We start from the raw sequence: 18,500 nt of genomic DNA on the forward strand, positions 1-18,500 counted from the left end.
TTTGCGAAAGTATTTGCGGCTTAGCATGTTCAATTTTTAAAACAAATGGGCATTATGATCAAAGTAATGGTATGATAGCTTAGTTAAATCTGAACGACTAGTAATGGAGTGATCATATGGGTGGAAAAAGCAAGGGCGGCGGGACCGGCAGAGGTACAGGTAGTAAGGGCTGGACACGCTGGAACAAAACTGCGAAGCCAGTAAGGACAAAAAGTGCTTCTACAAGTGCACCGGGAAGCAAAGCGGCAGGTGGCACAAAAGACGGCACTGCCAAACCAACAAGGAATAAAAGCGGCGGCAACAGTAGCAAATAAGCCGGGAAAGTATAAGTTGTCGTAAACGGCGAACATCTGATTAAGCAAGAACAATCAGGTGTTTTTTAATTATTTTACTTAAACTCGCATATTACAATCAGAAGCAGGTGAATCGTGAGAATTAACAAGTACATAAGTGAGACAGGATTTTGCTCACGTCGGGAAACCAATAGGCTGATTGCAACAGGGAGAATTACAATTAATGGAAATGTTTGTGAAGCGGGCGCGGAAGTAGAGACACAGGATATCGTGCTGATTGATGGAGAAGTTATTCCGCTTAATTCCAGTGAACCTGTATACTTGGCTCTAAATAAGCCTGTCGGCATTGTGTGTACGGCAGCGGAGCAGGTGGCTGGCAATATTATTAGTTATGTCAATTATCCTTCACGTATTTTTGCCATTGGCAGGCTGGATAAAGCGTCAGAGGGGCTAATCTTATTAACGAACGATGGAAGCATTGTCAATCAAATGATGCGTTCCGAGCATGGTCATGAGAAGGAATATGTAGTGACCGTAGATAAGCCTGTTACAGACGATTTCACGGGAGCTATGTCTCGCGGCGTTGAAATATTGAACGTCATTACCAAACCGTGCAAGGTTGATCGTACGAGCGAATACGAGTTCCGCATTATTTTGACGCAGGGTCTGAACTTGCAAATTCGCAGAATGTGCAAGGCCTTGGGTTACAGGGTACTAAAGCTGGAGCGTGTTCGAATTATGAATATTACATTGGATCATCTGGAACGTGGGCAATGGAGACATCTTGAGAGGGAGGAACTGGAGTTACTTCTTGCTAAATTGCAATAATGATTACAACAAAAGTTTATTTGGACAACCAAAAAACTGCATGAAGTGGATGAAGAGTTTGAACCTCAAGCAAGTCCTCTAGCCCAATAGGCGTCTTCCATGTCCTTTGGATTGTAGAAGCTGCTGTTGCTGCGGTAATCTTTTTCCTGATGATGCTAACAAACAGTTTGGGAGGAACCACCATATCTTCAGCTGGTCTTGGCAACTCATTCTCTGATGGCGGTACATCTTATCTATGGGGTCAAACCTATGCGATCAAGGAAAGCTAGCTAATCCCCGGAGATTTGGTGTTTAAGAACATACCAGGGCAGGGCGGTGTGAATCATATTGGTATTTTCATCGGCAGAGACAGTAAATCTATGTACATTGTCACGGAGGGACGGGTGTCATTGTAAACAGTTATAAAGGCTTCAAGTACATGAGAAGACCCTTATTATTTTCAGGAAAGTAGGTATGTGGAAAAGCGTTTTGTCTCTAGTATAGCGATCGCTTCTGTAATCTTCTTTGCGGTATCTGCTGGCTCTTCCTTTGCAGCAGAAGCCACAAACGCCACGGCCTTCTTCTAAGGCGGTAAACCAGACAAATAAGTCTGAATAGAAGCCAGTTAACGGATCAACGACTAAACCATCCAATAATCCCAAACAGCCAGAGGCGGAATCTACGGTGGGAATTTAGTGATAATTTTTACGTAATTTCAACGAGCCGCCTACCTTACCTACCAGCCATAGTACAATAGGAAACAAGATACCGAAAATCATGGCATAAAAAGGCCATACTGAAAAAAACTTGATTAAAAATTGCATATTTGGCCAAATAGAAAGAACCATTGCCAATGCGATTAGGATCAGAGGAACTAAGAGAGAGTTAATTTCAACAAGATCAATGTATTTATCTATAACTGCAGAAATTTGTTTAACCATACTTCTTGGAGACAATGCTTCTGGTCCTGTCAAATCATATGTTCGTTTATCATGGCCTTCTTCTGTCAGTGCCTTTACTGCGACATCAGCGATATCAGCTTCATGAATTCTAGCGCTTAAACTATCGGGGAAAGCTGTACGAATCATTCCTTCTTTTTGGATTGATTCTGACCAACCACTGTAGAGTGCATTTTTCATAAATTCCACTGGCTTTAATAAAGTCCATTCCGCTATTTTTAATAACGTCCTCAATTGGGTTCCCTTCAAAATCTATCAGAGCTACAATTCTTGCAACATTAGCTTGTTTTGCCATCTGAATAATTCTTTTGTTTTTTATAAATTTTTCGTCCGATTGTTCACTCTGAGTGATCAGAAACAAGCCATCTATAGTATGGAGATGTGCTTTTATAGTTTCGGGAATATCAAGATCACCTAGAACTACTTGTGCTCCTTTAGGCAAGTTGCCTTCCTTCCTTGACAATGCTTTTACTTCTATATCTTTTGCAAGTAGTTGTTCAACAATATAACTTCCTACACTTCCTGTTGCTCCTGTAACTAGAACTTTCATTCCTTATTCCTCCCAAGATTAATTATTTAGGCATTACTAAATTGCCAAGTAGCCTTCTTCGTAATATCCACTGCAATTCGATTAGATGCTCCTCATGATCTACTGCTATTTGAAGGTTACTTGGTTATAATAAAGTGTGGTGTAACACCATAGTCAAGGAGGGATTTCATGGAGAATAATGTTCAAACTCATTTAACTTCAGGACAATTTGCAAAAGTGATGGGTATTAGCAAGGATACTTTATTTCACTATGATCGACTTGGAATTCTTTCTCCTGAATTTAAAGCTGAAAATGGATATAGATATTATTCAATTAATCAAATTGATGTTTTTAAAGTGATTTCAATACTTAAAGAATTAGAAATGCCATTAAAAGAGATAAAAGAATTTTTAAATAAAAGGTCACCTCATGAGCTCATTATCCTACTTGATAAAGAAGAGGCAATGCTGAATTCAAAAATTAAACAACTGCAAAAAATGAAAAGTATAATATCAGAGAAGAAACGAATTACCCAAGCAGCGACTGAGATCATTTCAACTGATATTATATTGAGGAAAAAAACGAGGAGTTTTTGGTAGTAACAGAGGCTGATCCTTACACAAATGATAAAAGCATATACGATTCTATGATAAAACACGAAAAGTACTTGAACATTTATAGTATTGATGCTTCCCATACAGTAGGCTGGATGAGAGAAGCTAAAAGAGTTTTAGCAAATGAAACATTCAATTATGATTATCTTTTTACTAGGGTTAGTAAAAAATCGAATTATTCAAATTTTAAGCGAGGAAAAGGAACATATTTAATCGCGTACCATACAGAGGGATACTCGAGTGTATGTGACACTTATGATCGAATAATAAATTATGCTAATGATAAGAGTATAGAACTACAGGGATTTTTTTATGAGGATGTTTTGTTAGATGATCTTTCAGTTAGAGGTTATGAAGAGTATTTAATTAAGATCTCTGTTCAAATTTTAACCATCCATGCATCCCAATAAAACAGCTTTCTCGCTGTATTGAATGCCTAATGTCTGTTGAGCCGTACTTACTACTATTAATTGGGGCGAGCTACAGGTCGCAAGAGATAATGAATACAAGCTTTCAAAAATACATATTGAAAAAAGTACCATATCGTACTATAATATTAGTACGATATGGTACTTTTTTCGAGATAATGGAGGTGCAAATGGGAATTATAAAAGGAAGATCTGTTTTTTTATCAGCATCAATAGATGCATTGCTGGCTAGAATAGTTTCAAGAAAACACAGGGAATCTGAGGTTGATACTTTAACAGCAACACAAGCAAGGATTTTGTTTTATCTTTGGACAAAAGACGAAATACCTATACATGAAATCTCAAGGATTACCAATCTTCAAAAGTCAACTTTAACGAGTATATTAACTAAGTTGGAAAAAGCAGGACATATCAGTTTTATGCCTTGCCAAACAGACAAACGGAAAACAATAGTTAAAGTAGTGAATAGAAATGAAAATCTAGTGGAATTGAACAAAAAGATTATTGATGAAGTCGGAGAGATTTTTTACAAGGGATTTAGCGAGGATGAAATAGCATTGTATCAAAGTTTCTTAATAAGAACTTTAGATAACCTGATAGAATGCGAGAATGAAAAAAAGTGAGAATCAAGGAGAGAGAGTATGAATAAAAAACTAAGAATTGTATCCTTCGCACTTTTAGCAACATTGGTTTTTGCCACACAAAAGGAAAGTTTCGCAGCAGCTGAAAGTCCTCCTACAGATGTTATTAGTATGGCTCCTACCTATAAAGATGTGGTGTATGCAACCGTAACTAATGACGATGGAAAGAAAAAAAAGTTAAAAATGAACATCTTCAAGCCGGAGGGTGTAACCGAAGCAACTCCTGTCTTGGTGTATGTTCATGGAGGAGGATGGCTTATAGGGGACTATCAGGGCGATGATGCTCCTAAAGATGCAAAAAAGGAAACAGCCGCACCACCAAATCGACCAGCACAAATGACAGGTAGAGCCACAGATCAAGTGGCTACAGATTCAGCATACCAAGTTTTCAAAAAAGTATTAGGGGATAAAATTACTTTCGTTTCCATAGATTATCGGCTAAGTGGCGAAGCTATTTTCCCGGCTCCAATTTATGATGTTAAGGGCAGTATCAGATATCTGCGTGCACATGCCAAGGAATACGGTATTGATCCAGAAAAAATTGCAGTTGCAGGAAATTCTGCAGGTGGACATCTGGCTACCGAACTCGCTGTTACTAGTGATATAAAAGAGCTTGAAGGTGATGTTGGGGGCAATCTTGAGTATTCAAGCAAAGTAATGGCTGCAGTTGATTTTTACGGTCCAACAGATATGTTTACCATGGGCCCTGAGATGGACCAAACCCTGCAATCTCCTGAGGAGGCAGCCGAAACACATGACTCTCCACGAGCAGCTGAAGCCAAGCTTCTTGGATTTGATAAAGAAGGACAAGGTGTGGCAGTCCTGAGAGATATTCGGGATAAAAAACAAACCAATTCTCCTTATTGGGAAAAAGTAAAGTTGGCAGAATTGGCAAGTCCTATAAATTATGTATCTTCAGATGATCCAGCAATGTTTATTGCACATGGAGGACGTGACAGTTTAGTATCTATTCAACAAAGTTGGAGACTTAGAGATGCTCTTAATCATGCTGGAGTAGAAAATATTTTTATGTCTAACTCTAAAGCTCCCCACGGTGGCCAGGGTGAAGATGTCAATAATGCAGCTATAACTTGGGTAACAAAAAAATTGCTTAATAACTAAGCTATATATAATACTGTTGATTTTTACTGAAAATAAGGGAGCCCCATTTATGGAGGTTCCCTTATTCTTTAAAGCCTACTTTAGATTAATTAAATTGGCTCTTTTAACCGTTTCATTGCAGATTAAGTCGTTAGTTTATGAATTTACCCATTGGAATCAAGATGAAATTGTTGGTTGAACGGAAGATGCCGACCGAACAATAGGATCAGATAATTTTGTAGCGGAAAATGATCATATGTGAGATGTCATGATGATTTTAGAACTCTATCCTGAGGGGTAGGGTTTTTTTTGGTTTGTTCTATATAATAAATAGTCTGTGCTTGTTTGGTGGAAATTGGCCATTAGTCCTTCAATTATTTTCTAGTGAAATATTCGCTAAAATTCAATATTGATATTTCCAATAAGATATTCTTATTTTTGGGGAAAAAAATGCATCTACGAATCCGGAATCCACGCAAAGTCTATACCAAGAAGGAGAAGATGAAATGAGTATCTTGGAGGATTTATATTACGGCAAATGGTATCCAAGTGAACGAATCAAATCGAAGAACCCTGAACTTGAACTAACCCATCAGAAAATATCCGCTTCTATGGAAACTCTAAAAGCAAGATTGCCAGAACAAGATTATAAGTTAATTGAAGAACTATCCGATTTAAATGATGTCCTAATTTCTATATTGTCTGCTTCGGATTATATTTCTGGGTACAAAACGGGAGTTTTGATGATGTTAGAAATATTTGATGGGAAAAATTATTGATAGAGGTACTTTTTTATAATTAAGAGGGAGCTGTATTTAATATATATAAGTCATAGGTAATAGGGATTAAGTCTTCTTATTCTTATAACAATTAGGAGTAGAGATCGTTTTCCATAAATTTGAATAATGTTATTATGTCTTAACGAACCTAACCCGAGGTAAATTATGACAACAATTAAAGTGATACCTGAACAACTGTTATCCGTATCTAAGCAATTTGAAATTCCGCAGCAAATAGCTATTCAAATGAATGGTCAGTTATTACGGTAAATTTCGTCTATGGAACGATTTTTGGATGGCATAACGAAGGAGCAATTCTACTACAGCTTTCACATTTCACAGAAGAATATGGAAGAATTTATTACACTTACAGACTCCATTGCAAAAGAACTTCGTCATCATGCGGATAAATTTAGATTGGTAGATGCTGAACAGGGAAATATGATCGGAGTTACCGGTAGTTTTCCTGCACTTGCGGCGTCTATGGTAATGATGAATATGAAGGGAGTAGAACAAGATAAGCCAGCTTATGATTATGATGAATATGACAAAAAACTTGTAGGGAATATGTGGATATCAACTTGTTACAAATAGAAGCATTCAAGGAAGGCTATAATCCTTGGACGGGAGAAAAATTATCTGAATGGCACGCAAAATCTCTTATTGCCAGCAGTGTGTTTTCTAGTTTTGTGGGGATTAGAAGTCTTAGTGGTGGTCGTGTCAAAATCAATAAAGGTTTTAAGATCAAGTCTGGATCAAATAGAATTTCTAAGACTGATTTAAAACCTGTCTAAAATTAAAACAAGCACATTATTTCCAAATACATGGTCTGATGATGCTATAATGAATGCTATAAAAAAGTTGGAGATACCCCAAGTATAGGAACACGAGATGGGATAACTCTTCATAGAAATACAATAAATGGGGTCGAAATAGAGGTAATGAAGGATGGAAATAAAGTGATCTCAGGGTTCTCTACAGGTGGTGTTCACACACCAGGCTTTAACTAAATAGTATGGCTATTCAGTGTTCACTAATTGATTTAATGGAGGAAGCTAAATTGTATAAAGATTTAGATGAATTTATAACAGAATACCAGCATACTGCTGATTTTTGGTATGATGTAGGGTGTGTTATGGCATATGAAAAGCTATCTAAGTTTGGTTCAGAAGATTGGCAGGAACTAGCAAGTATTGTGCATAATAGACCGTTAGAATGGCAGAAAAAACTTGCTTATTGTTTGGACACTTCTTGTAACATGTATGAATTGGAAATTCTATTGTCATTACTTAGTACTGAAGATGAGGAGCTATTCGAGATATGTATAGATACTCTAAGAAGCTTTACAACTCAAGAAAGCAAAAAAATGATACTAGACAATCCCTCCATATTGAATCGTGTAAATGATTTGCTTCCAAAAGCCGGTATTGTCTCTAAGAAGATGCTGGAGGATTTTCTAAAGAAATTAAATGCATAAAATATTATTTCATTGTATCTCTTCTCTTTTGAGAAATGGCTAAAAAAAGTAGACCATGTATTCCGTACCACCTGAATTAAAAAAGCCTGAGCACAAATGATTTTGTGCACAGGCTTGTTTTTTTAGTTGCTGGCAAATGCCAATTATATTCATGATCATTTTTGGAGTCGGAAAAGCATTTGAATAAATAAAAAATCACCATTTCCATATGCTTGTATCATATTAGGAAACTGCAAAAAGGCCCTATCTACAAAGGATAGGACGATAACAAAAAATAATAATGGGAGCTATCACATTACACAGAGTACCGTCCAGGGGACTGACACCCAGAGAGTCGGGAATTATGCTTTTTCCGGGAGCGTTGCTTTTAGCGGGAGCTGCTTTAATCTCGGGAAGGCTGTATGATCGTTTTGGTATCCGTATGCTGCTCCAGGGAGGCTTCTTTTTTATTACGGTTATTGCACTTCTTTTAACTGTCACAATATCTTTCCATACTTCTTACATTCTATTAGTTGTTGCTTACGCGCTCCTGCTGCTGGGGATAGGCTTTATGCTGACACCGATTACCGCCTATGCAATGATGAGTGTCCCTCATGATATCATTAGGCATGCTTCGCCTATGACAATTACCCTACGCATGTTAAGCAGTTCAATGGGAGGTGCCTTGCTTGTAACGATCATGACAGCAACTAGCTCAGTTTCTTCTTCCGGCAGCATGCTTGAAGGTATTCGTGCTTCTTTTGGAATATTAACCTTCATTTCAGGGATTGGTTTTGTCTTTTCCTTGTATCTGTCGGAGCATTCGAAACTTGACGATGCCGCATTATAAAGGATATTATATATAGATTAAATCCTGAATTGAGGTGAACCACCGAGGATGAAGTATTCTAAAGCGACGAACTATGCCCTTCACACCATGCTCTTTTTAGTAGTATTAACTCCTAATAATAAGCCTGTTGGTGTACAACAGTTAGCGGATCGACAAGGGGTTTCACCTACTTACTTGTCTAAAATACTGACCAAGCTGGTCAAGGCGGGAATGATTGAATCCACTTCAGGTGCCAATGGCGGTTATAGATTGAAACGGAACTGGGAGGATATTTCGTTTCTAGATGTCATTCATGCGATTGAAGGCACAACTTCTTTGTTCGATTGTTGCATGAACCATGAAGCAGAGTGCTTAATTCAAAAAGTAATGGTTTCAGCGGAGAACAAAATGGATGAGCATCTTAAAAATCAAAAGCTGTCCGAACTTGCCAAAGAAATAAAAATGGTTCTGTGAGCCATATTTATTTATGAAGGGCAAATTGTGAGCTGGCCCTTTGATGAAGCCATTGCAGAATTTGGAGGTGGCGCTCGTTTTGCGCTCGCTACCAATAGTCGGGTTCGCGCTGTTCATGTACGGAATCTGCTTGGCTGGAATCCGATGGGGAATCGATTCATTCTTGGATCGACCACAACGTGAAATAGAATACCGAAAGGCACTGACACTTCGTTAGTGTCTTTTTTCTATCGGATGGGTATACATTGTGGAGATAAAAGAGGAGCGTAAGCCAAACCTTGGCTATTCCACTTGTCATTGGTGTCATGTCCCCAAAATACAGCTACTTAAACAAGGCTTCTACTTGCGGAACATCGCCATTGTTGTAGAAAGAAAATAAAGTATTAGACTGGCCCCAGCTATAAAAACAGCGGCAGCCGTGGACGAGAAAATAAAGTCCTAGACTGTCGCTGTTTTATTGAACTAAAGTTCTCCGTTAGTATAACAATGCATCATCTCTGCAGTTCCCGAAGGAGTTAATGCACAATGAGGACTGGGCAACTTGATAGCTGTGAAACCTTGTGGCTGACACTTCCAAGCATCATTTCTTTTATGCCACTTAGCCCACGGCTTCCAATAATAATGAGTTGCTGCTCGGAATCTCTTGCATAGTTTAATATTTCATGTGCAGGATCTCCCTTAAGATGAAGTGTTTCCGGGTTAATCCCCGCAGATTCTAATTTGGATTTGGCTTGTTGTAACTGTTCCAAACTCGCTTTCTCCATTTCGTTCAATATTTCTTCCAAGAAATTCTTTGGTAAATATGTCATGCCATTCGATACATATTCCTGGCTGACATTAACCAAGGTAACTTGAGTTTGTTTGTTTCGGGCTATTTCAACGGTTGCATCAAGGAGTTTGTTCGTTATTTCAGCTTTATCAATTGCCACAATAATTTTGTCAAACATATTTATCGTCCTTTCCGTGGCAGCTCGTAACTATTTCGGCTACCTACAAAACGGCTTCTTGCTGCTCCTATACCGACTAAAAAGAGTAAGACCGAAGCGCCAAGCAGAATGAAAAGTGGCAGATTCCAACTATTTGTCGCATCATGCAGAAATCCTATAAGGGCAGGACCGATTGCGGCAAGAAGATATCCGATCGATTGCGCCATGCCAGACAGTTCCGCTGCTTGATGCGCATTTTCAGTACGTAAACCGAAAAACATCATGGACAAACTAAAGGCGCAGCCTCCACCAATTCCGAGTATTATAATCCACAACAGAATGATATTGGAGCTTCCGTATAAAAGTCCGAGCGTTCCCGTCAAAAGCAAAATGATTGTGATGACCACTAACAAACGTTGGCTAGACATGCGCCCAGCAATAACGGGGACAATAAAGGTAAATGGAAGCAGAGCTAACTGCATTATCGAGAGGTACCATCCTGATTGGTTTGAGTCAATTCCTTGCTGCTTTAAAATTTCAGGCAACCATGCGATCAACACATAGAAAACCATGGACTGTATACCCATAAACAAGGTTACTTGCCAGGCAAGAGGGGATCGCCAAACATTCACATCGTTGCTGGCCATCTGTTGGCTCGTCGTGGTTGTTTGCTTCGTTTGATTTCTTAATTGGGGTAACCAACAGAGAATCGATACAAAGCTTAGAATCCCCCATATTCCCAATGCTCCCTGCCATTTTAGACCTGCGTTCACGGCTAGCGGTACACTGATTCCCGATGCGATTGCTCCAAATAAACTCATTGAAATTGAGTAAACACCTGTCATGGAGCCAATTTTATTTGGGAAATCCCTTTTGATTAAACTTGGCAATAATACATTACATACGGCAATTGCGAATCCAAGAATTGCTGTCCCAATATACAGATTAGCTGCGCCAGATAAAGAACGTATCACAATGCCAACAGTCAGAAAGATTAGGGCAATCAAAATGATACGTTCAACCCCATACCTTCGTCCTAATTTTGGTACTAGAGGCGATAATAAAGCAAAGGCAAGCAAAGGTACCGTTGTTATCAGGCCTGCTAATGTATTTGAAATACGAACGTCATCCCTTATGAGACTCACTAAAGGACCGACTGAGGTTAAGGGAGCACGTAAATTAGCTGCAATAATAATAATGCCGAGAATTATCAGTCCTATAGAGGATGGTACGGCTTTTTTATGTTGTTTGTTCGACATTCTTCATTTTTCCTTCCTGAATTCATACGTATAATTTGTTTCCTGCTGATTGAAAAACTATGAAATAACATCCGCGCGAACAATAAAAGTATAGTATAGTATATTATTTTTAACAAGAAGTATTTTATAACACACCTGAACTCATCTGAAAACAAAAATACAACTCTGAATTCCCGTCTTGGAATTCGGAGTTGTATTTAATAAGTGGAATTTTCGACTTTTAGAAACTATACTTTAAGGATATATGGAGCACTGTTTCGCTATTCGTATGATTGGTATAAGAGTGAGGAAAATCTGCACGAAAACTGATCGTATCATATTGTTTCAATGTGTAAATCTCTCCATTGACTTGAATTTCAATGGAACCAGTCATTACTGTCGCAATTTCAGTTGTATTCACATGATGACCTTCAGGGTGATACGAGCTATTCGGCTGTAAGTAAGCCCGACACATTTCAATATCGTTGCTTGCGTTTTTAAAGACTGGTTCAATGATCCAATTTTTTTGATCATTAGAAAACCGCAGTCCTTCGCCTGCTCGATACAAACTAACAGGGTCTTCTGATTTCAACAAAGCCAATAGCGGTAAAGATATGCCTTTTGAAATTTTCCATATAATCGCCAAAGTTGGATTTGTATCGCCACGTTCGATATTCCCCAGAGTAAGTTTGCTTACACCCGTTAATTCCGCTAAGTCGTCTAAGCTCATGTTTTTTTCTTTTCTGTACTTTTTCAAGACACTGCCGATTTGTAATACAATTTGTTTTGATTCATCGATTTCATCCATTTGATATTCACCTCAACAAAAAAACAATTATAGCTAGTATACTGTTTATCTAGACTCTTTTCCATACAATTAGTATTGGATGGTGGACTACACTCCTATGCAAAATTCTGACGTCTATGTAACTAATCTACCAGTTAGCTTAATGAAGCATCGTCAGTCTAACACTTTATTTTCTCAGTCTAATACTTTATTTTCTTTTGACAATTGTTATTCTTAATATATATAACCTTCTCAATGATTTCTTTTAGCAGACCATTTTTGGTTTCTGTCTCAATAGAAGTGCTATCAAGTATAGATATTACATCCTCAAACTTTTTTGCTTTTTGGTCATTAGTAAGATCGGATTGTTTTCGAAGTAATAATTGATAATCAACAATTTCCGCTTCTAGCTTATTGATATCTGCTTTTCTTTTATTTAGTCTGTCCAAGTATTCTTCTTTGTCGTAATCACCTTCTTCATACATATCTTTGATGCGAGAGCACTTATGAATAGTGGAGTAAGTAAAATTACACAAATTCCTTCTGATGGACTGAACTTTATTGCAAATCGAAAGTTTTCAAATATTTCATCAAAAAAAATTATGGGAGAAGATTGGTTTAAGGAGACGAGTGTAATGAAATTTTTCCCAGCCGTAGTAGCGGATCTGGATTATCGCATGATGTATCAAAATGACCAACATAATCATATATTTGAACGAACATTAATCGATAGCACTACCATTTATCAATTATAAGGAGAAGGGAAGCCGTTTATTTTATTACATGGTTTGTTGAGTGATGGAGAGGGTTTGTTTCCTTTCGGACAAGAGCTTTATGAAAAAACTGGTCAACCTGTATGGATCCTGGATCTTCCAGGATTAGGACGTTCCCCATTTAAACGAGAGGAAAATCTTCTCAATCTGTATTTGAATATACTGAAAAAGTTATTGAGGGAAGCTACTAATGGTGCGCATTGGATTGGCCATTCCTTCGGTGCGGTCATTCTTCTAGAAGCATTAGTACAAGAGTACATAGATACGAAGAATACTATTACTTTACTTCAGCCACCTGTTGCGAAAAGAAATTCTAAATCGTTTAATGCTCCTCAATTTATGAACAAATGGGCGTTGAAATTTGCAACTGCTAATTTGATAGAACGTTATGTATTAGATAGAAAATTATCTTGCTAAAGTAAGAAATAGCTTTACTTCGCCAAGAATTTTAAATACAACTATTCAGCTTAATCGTTTACTAATGAAAGACTATCAGGTTGATTTTAATAAAGTACCAAAGTATAATCCTCATATTATTTGGGGGGATCATGATAAAAACTATTTTGCTCCATTGGATCTTGGTAAGGTTGATTTTGTTCCATATGGTCATCATTCCCGTCTTAGCCATCCCAGTGAAACAGCTGATTTAGTAATAAAAAATAGTAAAACCAGAAGATGATAGTGTTCATTCAATATTGCTTCGCTTCTATATATTATCAATTAGAAGTCCAGTCATCAGAGAACAATCTTTTCTTCAAAATAGATTATCATTTATTTTCGCTAATATAGAGGTACTTATTAAAAAAAGACTGGTCATCATTAAAATTAAAGGAGTTTCCTTTTATGCCCATTTCAATTCAACATATTCGACACGCTACATCCATTCTAACCTTAAATGGAAAACGTATACTAATTGATCCAATGTTGAGTGGTGTCGGCAAAATTGCACCTGTGCCTTTCACTCGAAATTATAAAAGAAACCCATCGACCCCATTACCTGTTTCACTTCATATTTTCGAGAAAGTAGATGCCATACTTTTAACACATCGTCACTTTGATCACTGGGATAAAAAGGCTATTTCCATCCTTAACAAAAGTATCCCTGTATTTTGTCAGCCGAAAGATCGAGCATCTGTACAGTCTGTTGGTTTCAAGAGAGTAATACCAGTTAATGATTGTTATGAGTGGGAAGGGATTCAGATGAAACGAATTGAAGGACCACATGCTCCTGGCCTTACTGGCAAGTTACTAGGATTGGTTTCAGGTTTTTTCTTGAATACAATGACAGAAGGTTCCATTTATATAGTTAGTGATTGTATTTATACGCCCGCTATTGAAGAGGCTTTTCGTGAATTAATGCCTGATGTGGCCATTCTGAATGCATCGGAGGCAGAGATGATATGGGGAACCGTTATTACCATGACAAGTGAAGACATCGCTCGCATTGCCCGATTGTCGCCGAGGACCAAGCTCCTCGCTGTTCATTTGGATACCATCAATCATTGTAAAATGAGTCGTAATCAGCTTACCAAGTTTCTGAAGGAACAACATCTGGAGGATTCTGTTTGGGTTCCTGAAGATGGCGAGGTCATTTCTTTTTGACATTTGATTCTCCTTTCCTTTTGGCGTAAAAATACAGAAAGTAATGGTGTTTTTATGGACATCCATCCACATGAGTGCTTCGCACATGGAATTGACAGTATGTGATACATCGTAGTCGTTGGAGTCAGACTAACGGTTTGGCCCTATGACACAATTTTGTCTGATTTACAATAAAGTTATCTAAAAATGTTCTAAGTCAAATGTTGGGGTGCTGTAGGTTTTCAGCACCTTAACCCAGATGAATCCCGATATCTTTATACTTTAAATTAAATAAGATTTTTGCTCGAAAGTGATTGAAACGTAAAAAGCCATATGCATTCCGTTTCATCACTTTTGTTTTGTTATTGATAAACAAAAGAGGGTAATATCCTCCAAAGCGTAGCCCACTTTCTGCTGTCATTTTTGTCAACCACACATTTTGGTTTTGAGACCCTAAAATGGGTCTAATTACGAACCCAACAGGTCACTACGGGGGAATTTAATCATTCCTAATACGGACCAATGGGAAACAAGGCAGAACATTAAATCATATAAAATTTAAGAGAAGGTCAGTTAGCCACGATGCTCGAACAGCAGCAACCGGCGGATGTGGGCTTTGAAGCTCGCTACACCTGGACACTCCCGCTGGTAGCAGAATGGATCAAGCGGGAGTTTGGCATCACCATGAGCGTGCGCGGGATTAGCGCGATGCTCAAACGGATGAACTTCAGCTTTACCAAAGCAACCTATACATTAGCCAAAGCCGACGAGGACGCCCAAGAGTTTTTTCACAAACACACATTTGCCAAGCTCAAGAAGCAGGTTGAAGCGAAAGAGATCGACTTTGAAGACGAATCGATGATTCGCTCCTATCAGGCGTTGCAATACAACGGGTTTCCGCGCGGCAGACAACGCCAAGTGCCGACGTACAGCAAACACGAAGGAGCGAAGTTGTTCGGAGCGATAAACTATGAAACGGGACAAGTGCATCATCGAGAAGAAGAAAAAGCCGTTGTGGCGTCCTTTATCCGATTTTTGCAAGATATTCACTGGTCTTTCTGCCGACTTACAGCCCCAACCTCAATCCGGTCGAAGGATTAGGGCTGTGGTTCAAAGCCGATGTAGTCAACAACGTCTTTTTTGAGAAATTCTATAAAATTAAGCTTCATATCAGCCAATTTATGAAGCGAATCAATAAGCATCCGATGGAAACGATAGATCGCCTGCTTGTCAGGTTATAATCTTAATTGCGGTTTATATAGAAAGTGATTGTAAATGAAATTAAAAGAGAAAAACCATAGATAAATATATAAAAGGTACAAGGAGAAGTAACAAATTGATATCTCTCCATTGGGTAAATTAAGACTAGGCATGTTTAGGCCAATACTTACGTTAAAAAGACGGTTTCCCCTTTTGGGGAAACCATACGCTATACATAATTCTTCTAAATATTTACGAAATATCCGCATTAACCATACTCTTAATTTTTTTATGTGAGAAATTGTAGTGTTTATACCTCTTTGTTATAGGAACTTCTTCATTTCATTAAATGCTAACTCCCTGTGACCTGCTTGGCAGTGTTGCTCACCCCCCGTTTCTTTAGTAAATACTTTGGTTGTAATGGACGCCGCATTGATTAATTCTTGTTGGATTTGTGCGAGTCGGCTAATAGGTACGTATTGATCATCTTCTCCAGCTAATAGAAGGACATCTTGATTAATGAAGGGACCAATTCCGCGCATCGTGTGCTTTTCAAAATTTTTAATGAGATCAAAAGGTGTTGCTTTACCGGTGTTTTCCATTCCCTTTGTAATCTTCCAATGTAAATCAATATTGTGAGTCATCATCTGTTCGAATAATGAATTCACTTGATCTACTTCATTATGATCGACTAGCTGCACTATGCTCTGGTAAATTTCTTCTGGCATCCCCATTTTTAAGGCATCTAAACCACAATAGAAAATGTTAAAAGCAACTACTTTATCGATTCTCTTTTCGAAGGCTGCCGCACGCATAGCTAAATACCCTCCCCAAGAAGCACCTACGAGACTAACACGATCTAATTTGAAATAATCAATCACCGCTGATATGGGCTTTTCCCAGTTGTGAATGAATTTTAGGCCGTTTTTTAATGCAGTTCCTTGGCCTGGACCATCAAATACAATAATATTGTAATGAATTCCCTTCATGAATTTCATCATTTTAAGCATCTCTTCCATGTAAGAATCATACCCACCAAAGACAAGTAATGTCTTCTTAGCTCCAGGCGCCAACAATTTTACAGCAGGAAGATAGGAATCTTCATAGGGAATCTTGTAGGATTCATAATCAAAATCATGAAAGCCTTTATAGAAGGTTTCTCTATATTTTTGATACATTTTTTCTTTATTAGGGTCTGTGGTTGCAAGATAAAATTCTGCGGCTTGATAGTAGACTGAGGCTAAGTCATAGTCCTTGCTATCTTCACGTTTCTTTGCAAAATGGAGCCAAGCTTCATACCAGCTATGGGTGTCTTTTAATTTCGGAATCATTTTTCCCAAGTCAGCTTGTGCTCGATCATCTTCTTGATAATAATCATTGATAAAACGATTAATTTGAAGATTGAATTGTTCGTTATGGACATATGATTTAAACATATATTTTCCTCCTTTAATTTGGGTATGTGCTTACTATAGAGTATAGTTACTACATAAAAAATAATTAGTATCGCATAATCTGTAAGATATCTTACATGTTATATATGAAGTGTTCGAAAACTTACACATAAGGAGCAAGTGGTTAAATGAATGAAGATATCAGAATTTATAAAACAAAAATAGCTATTGAGCGAGCTTTAATTGAATTACTCCAACAACATGATTTTAAAGATATTACGATCAAAAAAATTTGTGATCAATCTCTTATCGGACGTTCTACTTTTTATAGTCATTATTTGGATAAGTACGACTTGCTAGAAAAAATAGTTAAACAGTATGCTTCTGATTTTAAAGTTGAGGTTGAACATCGTTTTGTTGCAATGGAAGATGGCAAGGTGGCAAATGCCATAGAACTTGTAACTGATAATATGATTAAAAATAAGCTCGGAATTTCAACATTGTTAACTGTTCATGAAGTATCAGCTGATTTACGTAAAGAATTTGAACAGATTTTGTTTAGGACTTGCTTAGATTATTTAAAGCAACAGATTTCTTCAACTTCGATCGCATTGGAGTATTTAGCAGAACTATATGCTGCTAACTCAATGACGTCTATTCAGTGGGTTTTGAAAAATGGCAAAGATGCTAACATCATTCTTCTTTTAGATCAAATGCAAGAATATATTTTTAACCAGTTAAAGTCTGATCTATATACAAGTTAGCACGCGTGGGGTGATGTTTTTATGAACTATTTTGTGAAATGTAAAATAACACTTTGTTAAAGTTCAATCACGAATTAACAAAGTGTTTTTTTAAATACTTCTCGTTCACAACATTGTTTCACCAAAAGGCAGCTTGCTGAACTTTAACTTTATAATTCTTTGCTAAGTCCTAATATCTGATCATTGTAAGCGTCAAATCTGACCCACCTGTTCAAAGGAAGTAAAGGCTGTCACAATGAGTCCATCATAGATCGAGAGGATGGACCATTCATGAAAGAGACGGGACAGGAAATATGGGCAAGACACATTGCAGCCTTCCAGAAAAGTGGGCAAACGATGCAGGCCTGGTGTGCCCAAGAAAATCTGAAAGTGCATCAGTTGAAATATTGGCTGTATAAATCTCCAAAAGTGAAATTAACGGAAACTTCTACGACCTTCCGTGCTGTGGCCGTCCAACATTCGCAGCATGAGCCTTTATGGGTGCAAGTTGGTGCTGCACGAATTGTTGTCCTTCCAGGCTTTGAACCACAGTTGCTTCGCGATGTGGTCGCTGCGCTCGATCTCCTATGCTGAATTTCGCATCAGCTTCACAGGTCTATTTGGCCTGTGGCTCCACAGACATGCGTAAATCCATTGACGGCTTGGCGGCCATTGTTCAGGAACAGTTTGCGCTGAGTCCCTTCTCCACAGCATGGTTTGTCTTTTGTAATCGCAGACGGGATAAGCTCAAGATCTTGCATTGGGATCACGCTGGCTTTTGGCTTTACTACCGTCGTTTTGGCCTGCCGGCGGCAGTTCCCCACTGAGCCTGACGCAGCGAGAATTGCGATGGCTACTTGATGGTCTGTCACCCGAGCAAAGGCAGGCCCACCCGGCGATATCGCCCGAAGTCGCCATTTGAAAAACCTTTCTCCGTTTGGCAGGAA

23 protein-coding genes and 4 pseudogenes are annotated in these 18,500 nt (G+C 38.1%); 19 read left to right on the top strand and 8 right to left on the bottom strand.

The annotated features are described in order from the left end of the window. Positions 1 to 116: 116 nt before the first annotated feature. Complete coding sequence (locus tag ACQ4MX_RS00005) at positions 117 to 314, top strand: DUF3934 family protein (RefSeq protein WP_431088640.1); 198 nt, start codon at positions 117 to 119, stop codon at positions 312 to 314. A gap of 114 nt (positions 315 to 428) precedes the next feature. Continuing rightward, positions 429 to 1,121: a pseudouridine synthase gene (locus ACQ4MX_RS00010; protein ID WP_431088641.1), complete on the top strand. Its 693-nt coding sequence runs from the start codon at positions 429 to 431 to the stop codon at positions 1,119 to 1,121. 671 nt (positions 1,122 to 1,792) lie between these two features. Here the strand turns inward: ACQ4MX_RS00010 and ACQ4MX_RS00015 are convergent. Then, entirely contained in the window at positions 1,793 to 2,188 is a 396-nt protein-coding gene (locus tag ACQ4MX_RS00015; RefSeq protein WP_431088642.1) for an SDR family oxidoreductase, read from the bottom strand. Beyond that, positions 2,163 to 2,609 carry an SDR family oxidoreductase gene (locus ACQ4MX_RS00020; RefSeq protein ID WP_431088643.1) on the bottom strand — a complete coding sequence of 149 codons (447 nt, stop codon included), beginning with the start codon at positions 2,607 to 2,609 and terminating at the stop codon, positions 2,163 to 2,165. The genes ACQ4MX_RS00015 and ACQ4MX_RS00020 overlap by 26 nt, the downstream gene beginning before the upstream one ends. A 168-nt stretch (positions 2,610 to 2,777) precedes the next feature. On the opposite strand from ACQ4MX_RS00020, the gene ACQ4MX_RS00025 reads away from it, so the two are divergent. The 11 genes and pseudogenes from ACQ4MX_RS00025 to ACQ4MX_RS00075 all read left to right on the top strand — a co-directional run bounded on the left by ACQ4MX_RS00025 (position 2,778) and on the right by ACQ4MX_RS00075 (position 9,094). Continuing rightward, positions 2,778 to 3,188, top strand: coding sequence for a MerR family transcriptional regulator (locus ACQ4MX_RS00025; protein ID WP_431088644.1), 411 nt, complete (start codon positions 2,778 to 2,780; stop codon positions 3,186 to 3,188). Beyond that, a complete protein-coding gene (locus ACQ4MX_RS00030; RefSeq protein ID WP_431088645.1) occupies positions 3,182 to 3,613 on the top strand; it encodes a MerR family transcriptional regulator in 432 nt (143 codons plus the stop codon). The genes ACQ4MX_RS00025 and ACQ4MX_RS00030 overlap by 7 nt, the downstream gene beginning before the upstream one ends. 188 nt (positions 3,614 to 3,801) lie before the next feature. Then, the gene (locus tag ACQ4MX_RS00035; protein WP_013310254.1) at positions 3,802 to 4,254 is read left to right on the top strand and encodes a MarR family winged helix-turn-helix transcriptional regulator; all 453 of its coding nucleotides are present in this window, start codon (positions 3,802 to 3,804) and stop codon (positions 4,252 to 4,254) included. 18 nt (positions 4,255 to 4,272) lie between these two features. Then, positions 4,273 to 5,394: an alpha/beta hydrolase fold domain-containing protein gene (locus ACQ4MX_RS00040; protein WP_431088646.1), complete on the top strand. Its 1,122-nt coding sequence runs from the start codon at positions 4,273 to 4,275 to the stop codon at positions 5,392 to 5,394. Between the two features lie 485 nt (positions 5,395 to 5,879). Beyond that, positions 5,880 to 6,152 carry a DUF6809 family protein gene (locus ACQ4MX_RS00045; RefSeq protein ID WP_431088647.1) on the top strand — a complete coding sequence of 91 codons (273 nt, stop codon included), beginning with the start codon at positions 5,880 to 5,882 and terminating at the stop codon, positions 6,150 to 6,152. 165 nt (positions 6,153 to 6,317) lie between these two features. Continuing rightward, positions 6,318 to 6,596: pseudogene (locus tag ACQ4MX_RS00050) on the top strand (WXG100 family type VII secretion target); the annotation flags it as partial. Between the two features lie 137 nt (positions 6,597 to 6,733). After that, the gene (locus ACQ4MX_RS00055) at positions 6,734 to 6,946 is read left to right on the top strand and encodes a hypothetical protein (RefSeq protein WP_431088648.1); all 213 of its coding nucleotides are present in this window, start codon (positions 6,734 to 6,736) and stop codon (positions 6,944 to 6,946) included. A gap of 266 nt (positions 6,947 to 7,212) precedes the next feature. Beyond that, a complete protein-coding gene (locus tag ACQ4MX_RS00060; RefSeq protein WP_431088649.1) occupies positions 7,213 to 7,629 on the top strand; it encodes a hypothetical protein in 417 nt (138 codons plus the stop codon). Positions 7,630 to 7,972: 343 nt separating this feature from the next. Further along, positions 7,973 to 8,458, top strand: coding sequence for a hypothetical protein (locus tag ACQ4MX_RS00065; RefSeq protein WP_431088650.1), 486 nt, complete (start codon positions 7,973 to 7,975; stop codon positions 8,456 to 8,458). A gap of 48 nt (positions 8,459 to 8,506) precedes the next feature. Beyond that, positions 8,507 to 8,911, top strand: a complete 405-nt coding sequence (locus tag ACQ4MX_RS00070) for an Rrf2 family transcriptional regulator (RefSeq protein ID WP_134914820.1) — start codon at positions 8,507 to 8,509, stop codon at positions 8,909 to 8,911. 27 nt (positions 8,912 to 8,938) lie between these two features. Further along, complete coding sequence (locus tag ACQ4MX_RS00075; protein WP_431088651.1) at positions 8,939 to 9,094, top strand: hypothetical protein; 156 nt, start codon at positions 8,939 to 8,941, stop codon at positions 9,092 to 9,094. Between the two features lie 332 nt (positions 9,095 to 9,426). Here ACQ4MX_RS00075 and ACQ4MX_RS00080 read toward each other — a convergent pair whose 3' ends face one another. From ACQ4MX_RS00080 to ACQ4MX_RS00095, 4 genes are all read right to left on the bottom strand, one after another. Next, complete coding sequence (locus tag ACQ4MX_RS00080) at positions 9,427 to 9,858, bottom strand: universal stress protein (RefSeq protein ID WP_025682729.1); 432 nt, start codon at positions 9,856 to 9,858, stop codon at positions 9,427 to 9,429. 2 nt (positions 9,859 to 9,860) lie between these two features. Continuing rightward, positions 9,861 to 11,096 (bottom strand): CynX/NimT family MFS transporter, encoded by a 1,236-nt coding sequence (locus ACQ4MX_RS00085; RefSeq protein WP_431088652.1) that lies wholly within the window; start codon positions 11,094 to 11,096, stop codon positions 9,861 to 9,863. Positions 11,097 to 11,316: 220 nt separating this feature from the next. Further along, positions 11,317 to 11,883: a helix-turn-helix domain-containing protein gene (locus ACQ4MX_RS00090; RefSeq protein ID WP_431088653.1), complete on the bottom strand. Its 567-nt coding sequence runs from the start codon at positions 11,881 to 11,883 to the stop codon at positions 11,317 to 11,319. Between the two features lie 179 nt (positions 11,884 to 12,062). Further along, a complete protein-coding gene (locus ACQ4MX_RS00095) occupies positions 12,063 to 12,347 on the bottom strand; it encodes a hypothetical protein (protein ID WP_431088654.1) in 285 nt (94 codons plus the stop codon). A 12-nt stretch (positions 12,348 to 12,359) separates the two neighbouring features. On the opposite strand from ACQ4MX_RS00095, the pseudogene ACQ4MX_RS00100 reads away from it, so the two are divergent. After that, positions 12,360 to 13,314: pseudogene (locus ACQ4MX_RS00100) on the top strand (alpha/beta hydrolase); the annotation flags it as partial. Between the two features lie 164 nt (positions 13,315 to 13,478). Beyond that, on the top strand, positions 13,479 to 14,237 hold the full coding sequence (locus tag ACQ4MX_RS00105) for an MBL fold metallo-hydrolase (RefSeq protein ID WP_431088655.1): 759 nt from the start codon (positions 13,479 to 13,481) through the stop codon (positions 14,235 to 14,237). 229 nt (positions 14,238 to 14,466) lie between these two features. Here the strand turns inward: ACQ4MX_RS00105 and ACQ4MX_RS00110 are convergent. Further along, positions 14,467 to 14,586 (bottom strand): annotated as a pseudogene (locus tag ACQ4MX_RS00110) (transposase); the annotation flags it as partial. 314 nt (positions 14,587 to 14,900) lie between these two features. Between ACQ4MX_RS00110 and ACQ4MX_RS00115 the strand changes: the two are divergent. Beyond that, positions 14,901 to 15,457: pseudogene (locus ACQ4MX_RS00115) on the top strand (transposase). Positions 15,458 to 15,739: 282 nt separating this feature from the next. Here the strand turns inward: ACQ4MX_RS00115 and ACQ4MX_RS00120 are convergent. Continuing rightward, positions 15,740 to 16,852 carry an alpha/beta fold hydrolase gene (locus tag ACQ4MX_RS00120; protein ID WP_431088656.1) on the bottom strand — a complete coding sequence of 371 codons (1,113 nt, stop codon included), beginning with the start codon at positions 16,850 to 16,852 and terminating at the stop codon, positions 15,740 to 15,742. Between the two features lie 146 nt (positions 16,853 to 16,998). On the opposite strand from ACQ4MX_RS00120, the gene ACQ4MX_RS00125 reads away from it, so the two are divergent. The 3 genes from ACQ4MX_RS00125 to tnpB all read left to right on the top strand — a co-directional run bounded on the left by ACQ4MX_RS00125 (position 16,999) and on the right by tnpB (position 18,380). Continuing rightward, positions 16,999 to 17,574 (top strand): TetR/AcrR family transcriptional regulator, encoded by a 576-nt coding sequence (locus tag ACQ4MX_RS00125; RefSeq protein WP_431088658.1) that lies wholly within the window; start codon positions 16,999 to 17,001, stop codon positions 17,572 to 17,574. 270 nt (positions 17,575 to 17,844) lie between these two features. Then, positions 17,845 to 18,147, top strand: coding sequence for an IS66 family insertion sequence element accessory protein TnpA (tnpA, locus tag ACQ4MX_RS00130; protein WP_014281220.1), 303 nt, complete (start codon positions 17,845 to 17,847; stop codon positions 18,145 to 18,147). Beyond that, complete coding sequence (gene tnpB, locus ACQ4MX_RS00135) at positions 18,141 to 18,380, top strand: IS66 family insertion sequence element accessory protein TnpB (RefSeq protein WP_431088659.1); 240 nt, start codon at positions 18,141 to 18,143, stop codon at positions 18,378 to 18,380. The genes tnpA and tnpB overlap by 7 nt, the downstream gene beginning before the upstream one ends. The last annotated feature ends 120 nt before the right edge of the window (positions 18,381 to 18,500 follow it).

This window comes from Paenibacillus sp. 8b26 (assembly GCF_050626875.1).
Classification (GTDB): domain Bacteria; phylum Bacillota; class Bacilli; order Paenibacillales; family Paenibacillaceae; genus Paenibacillus.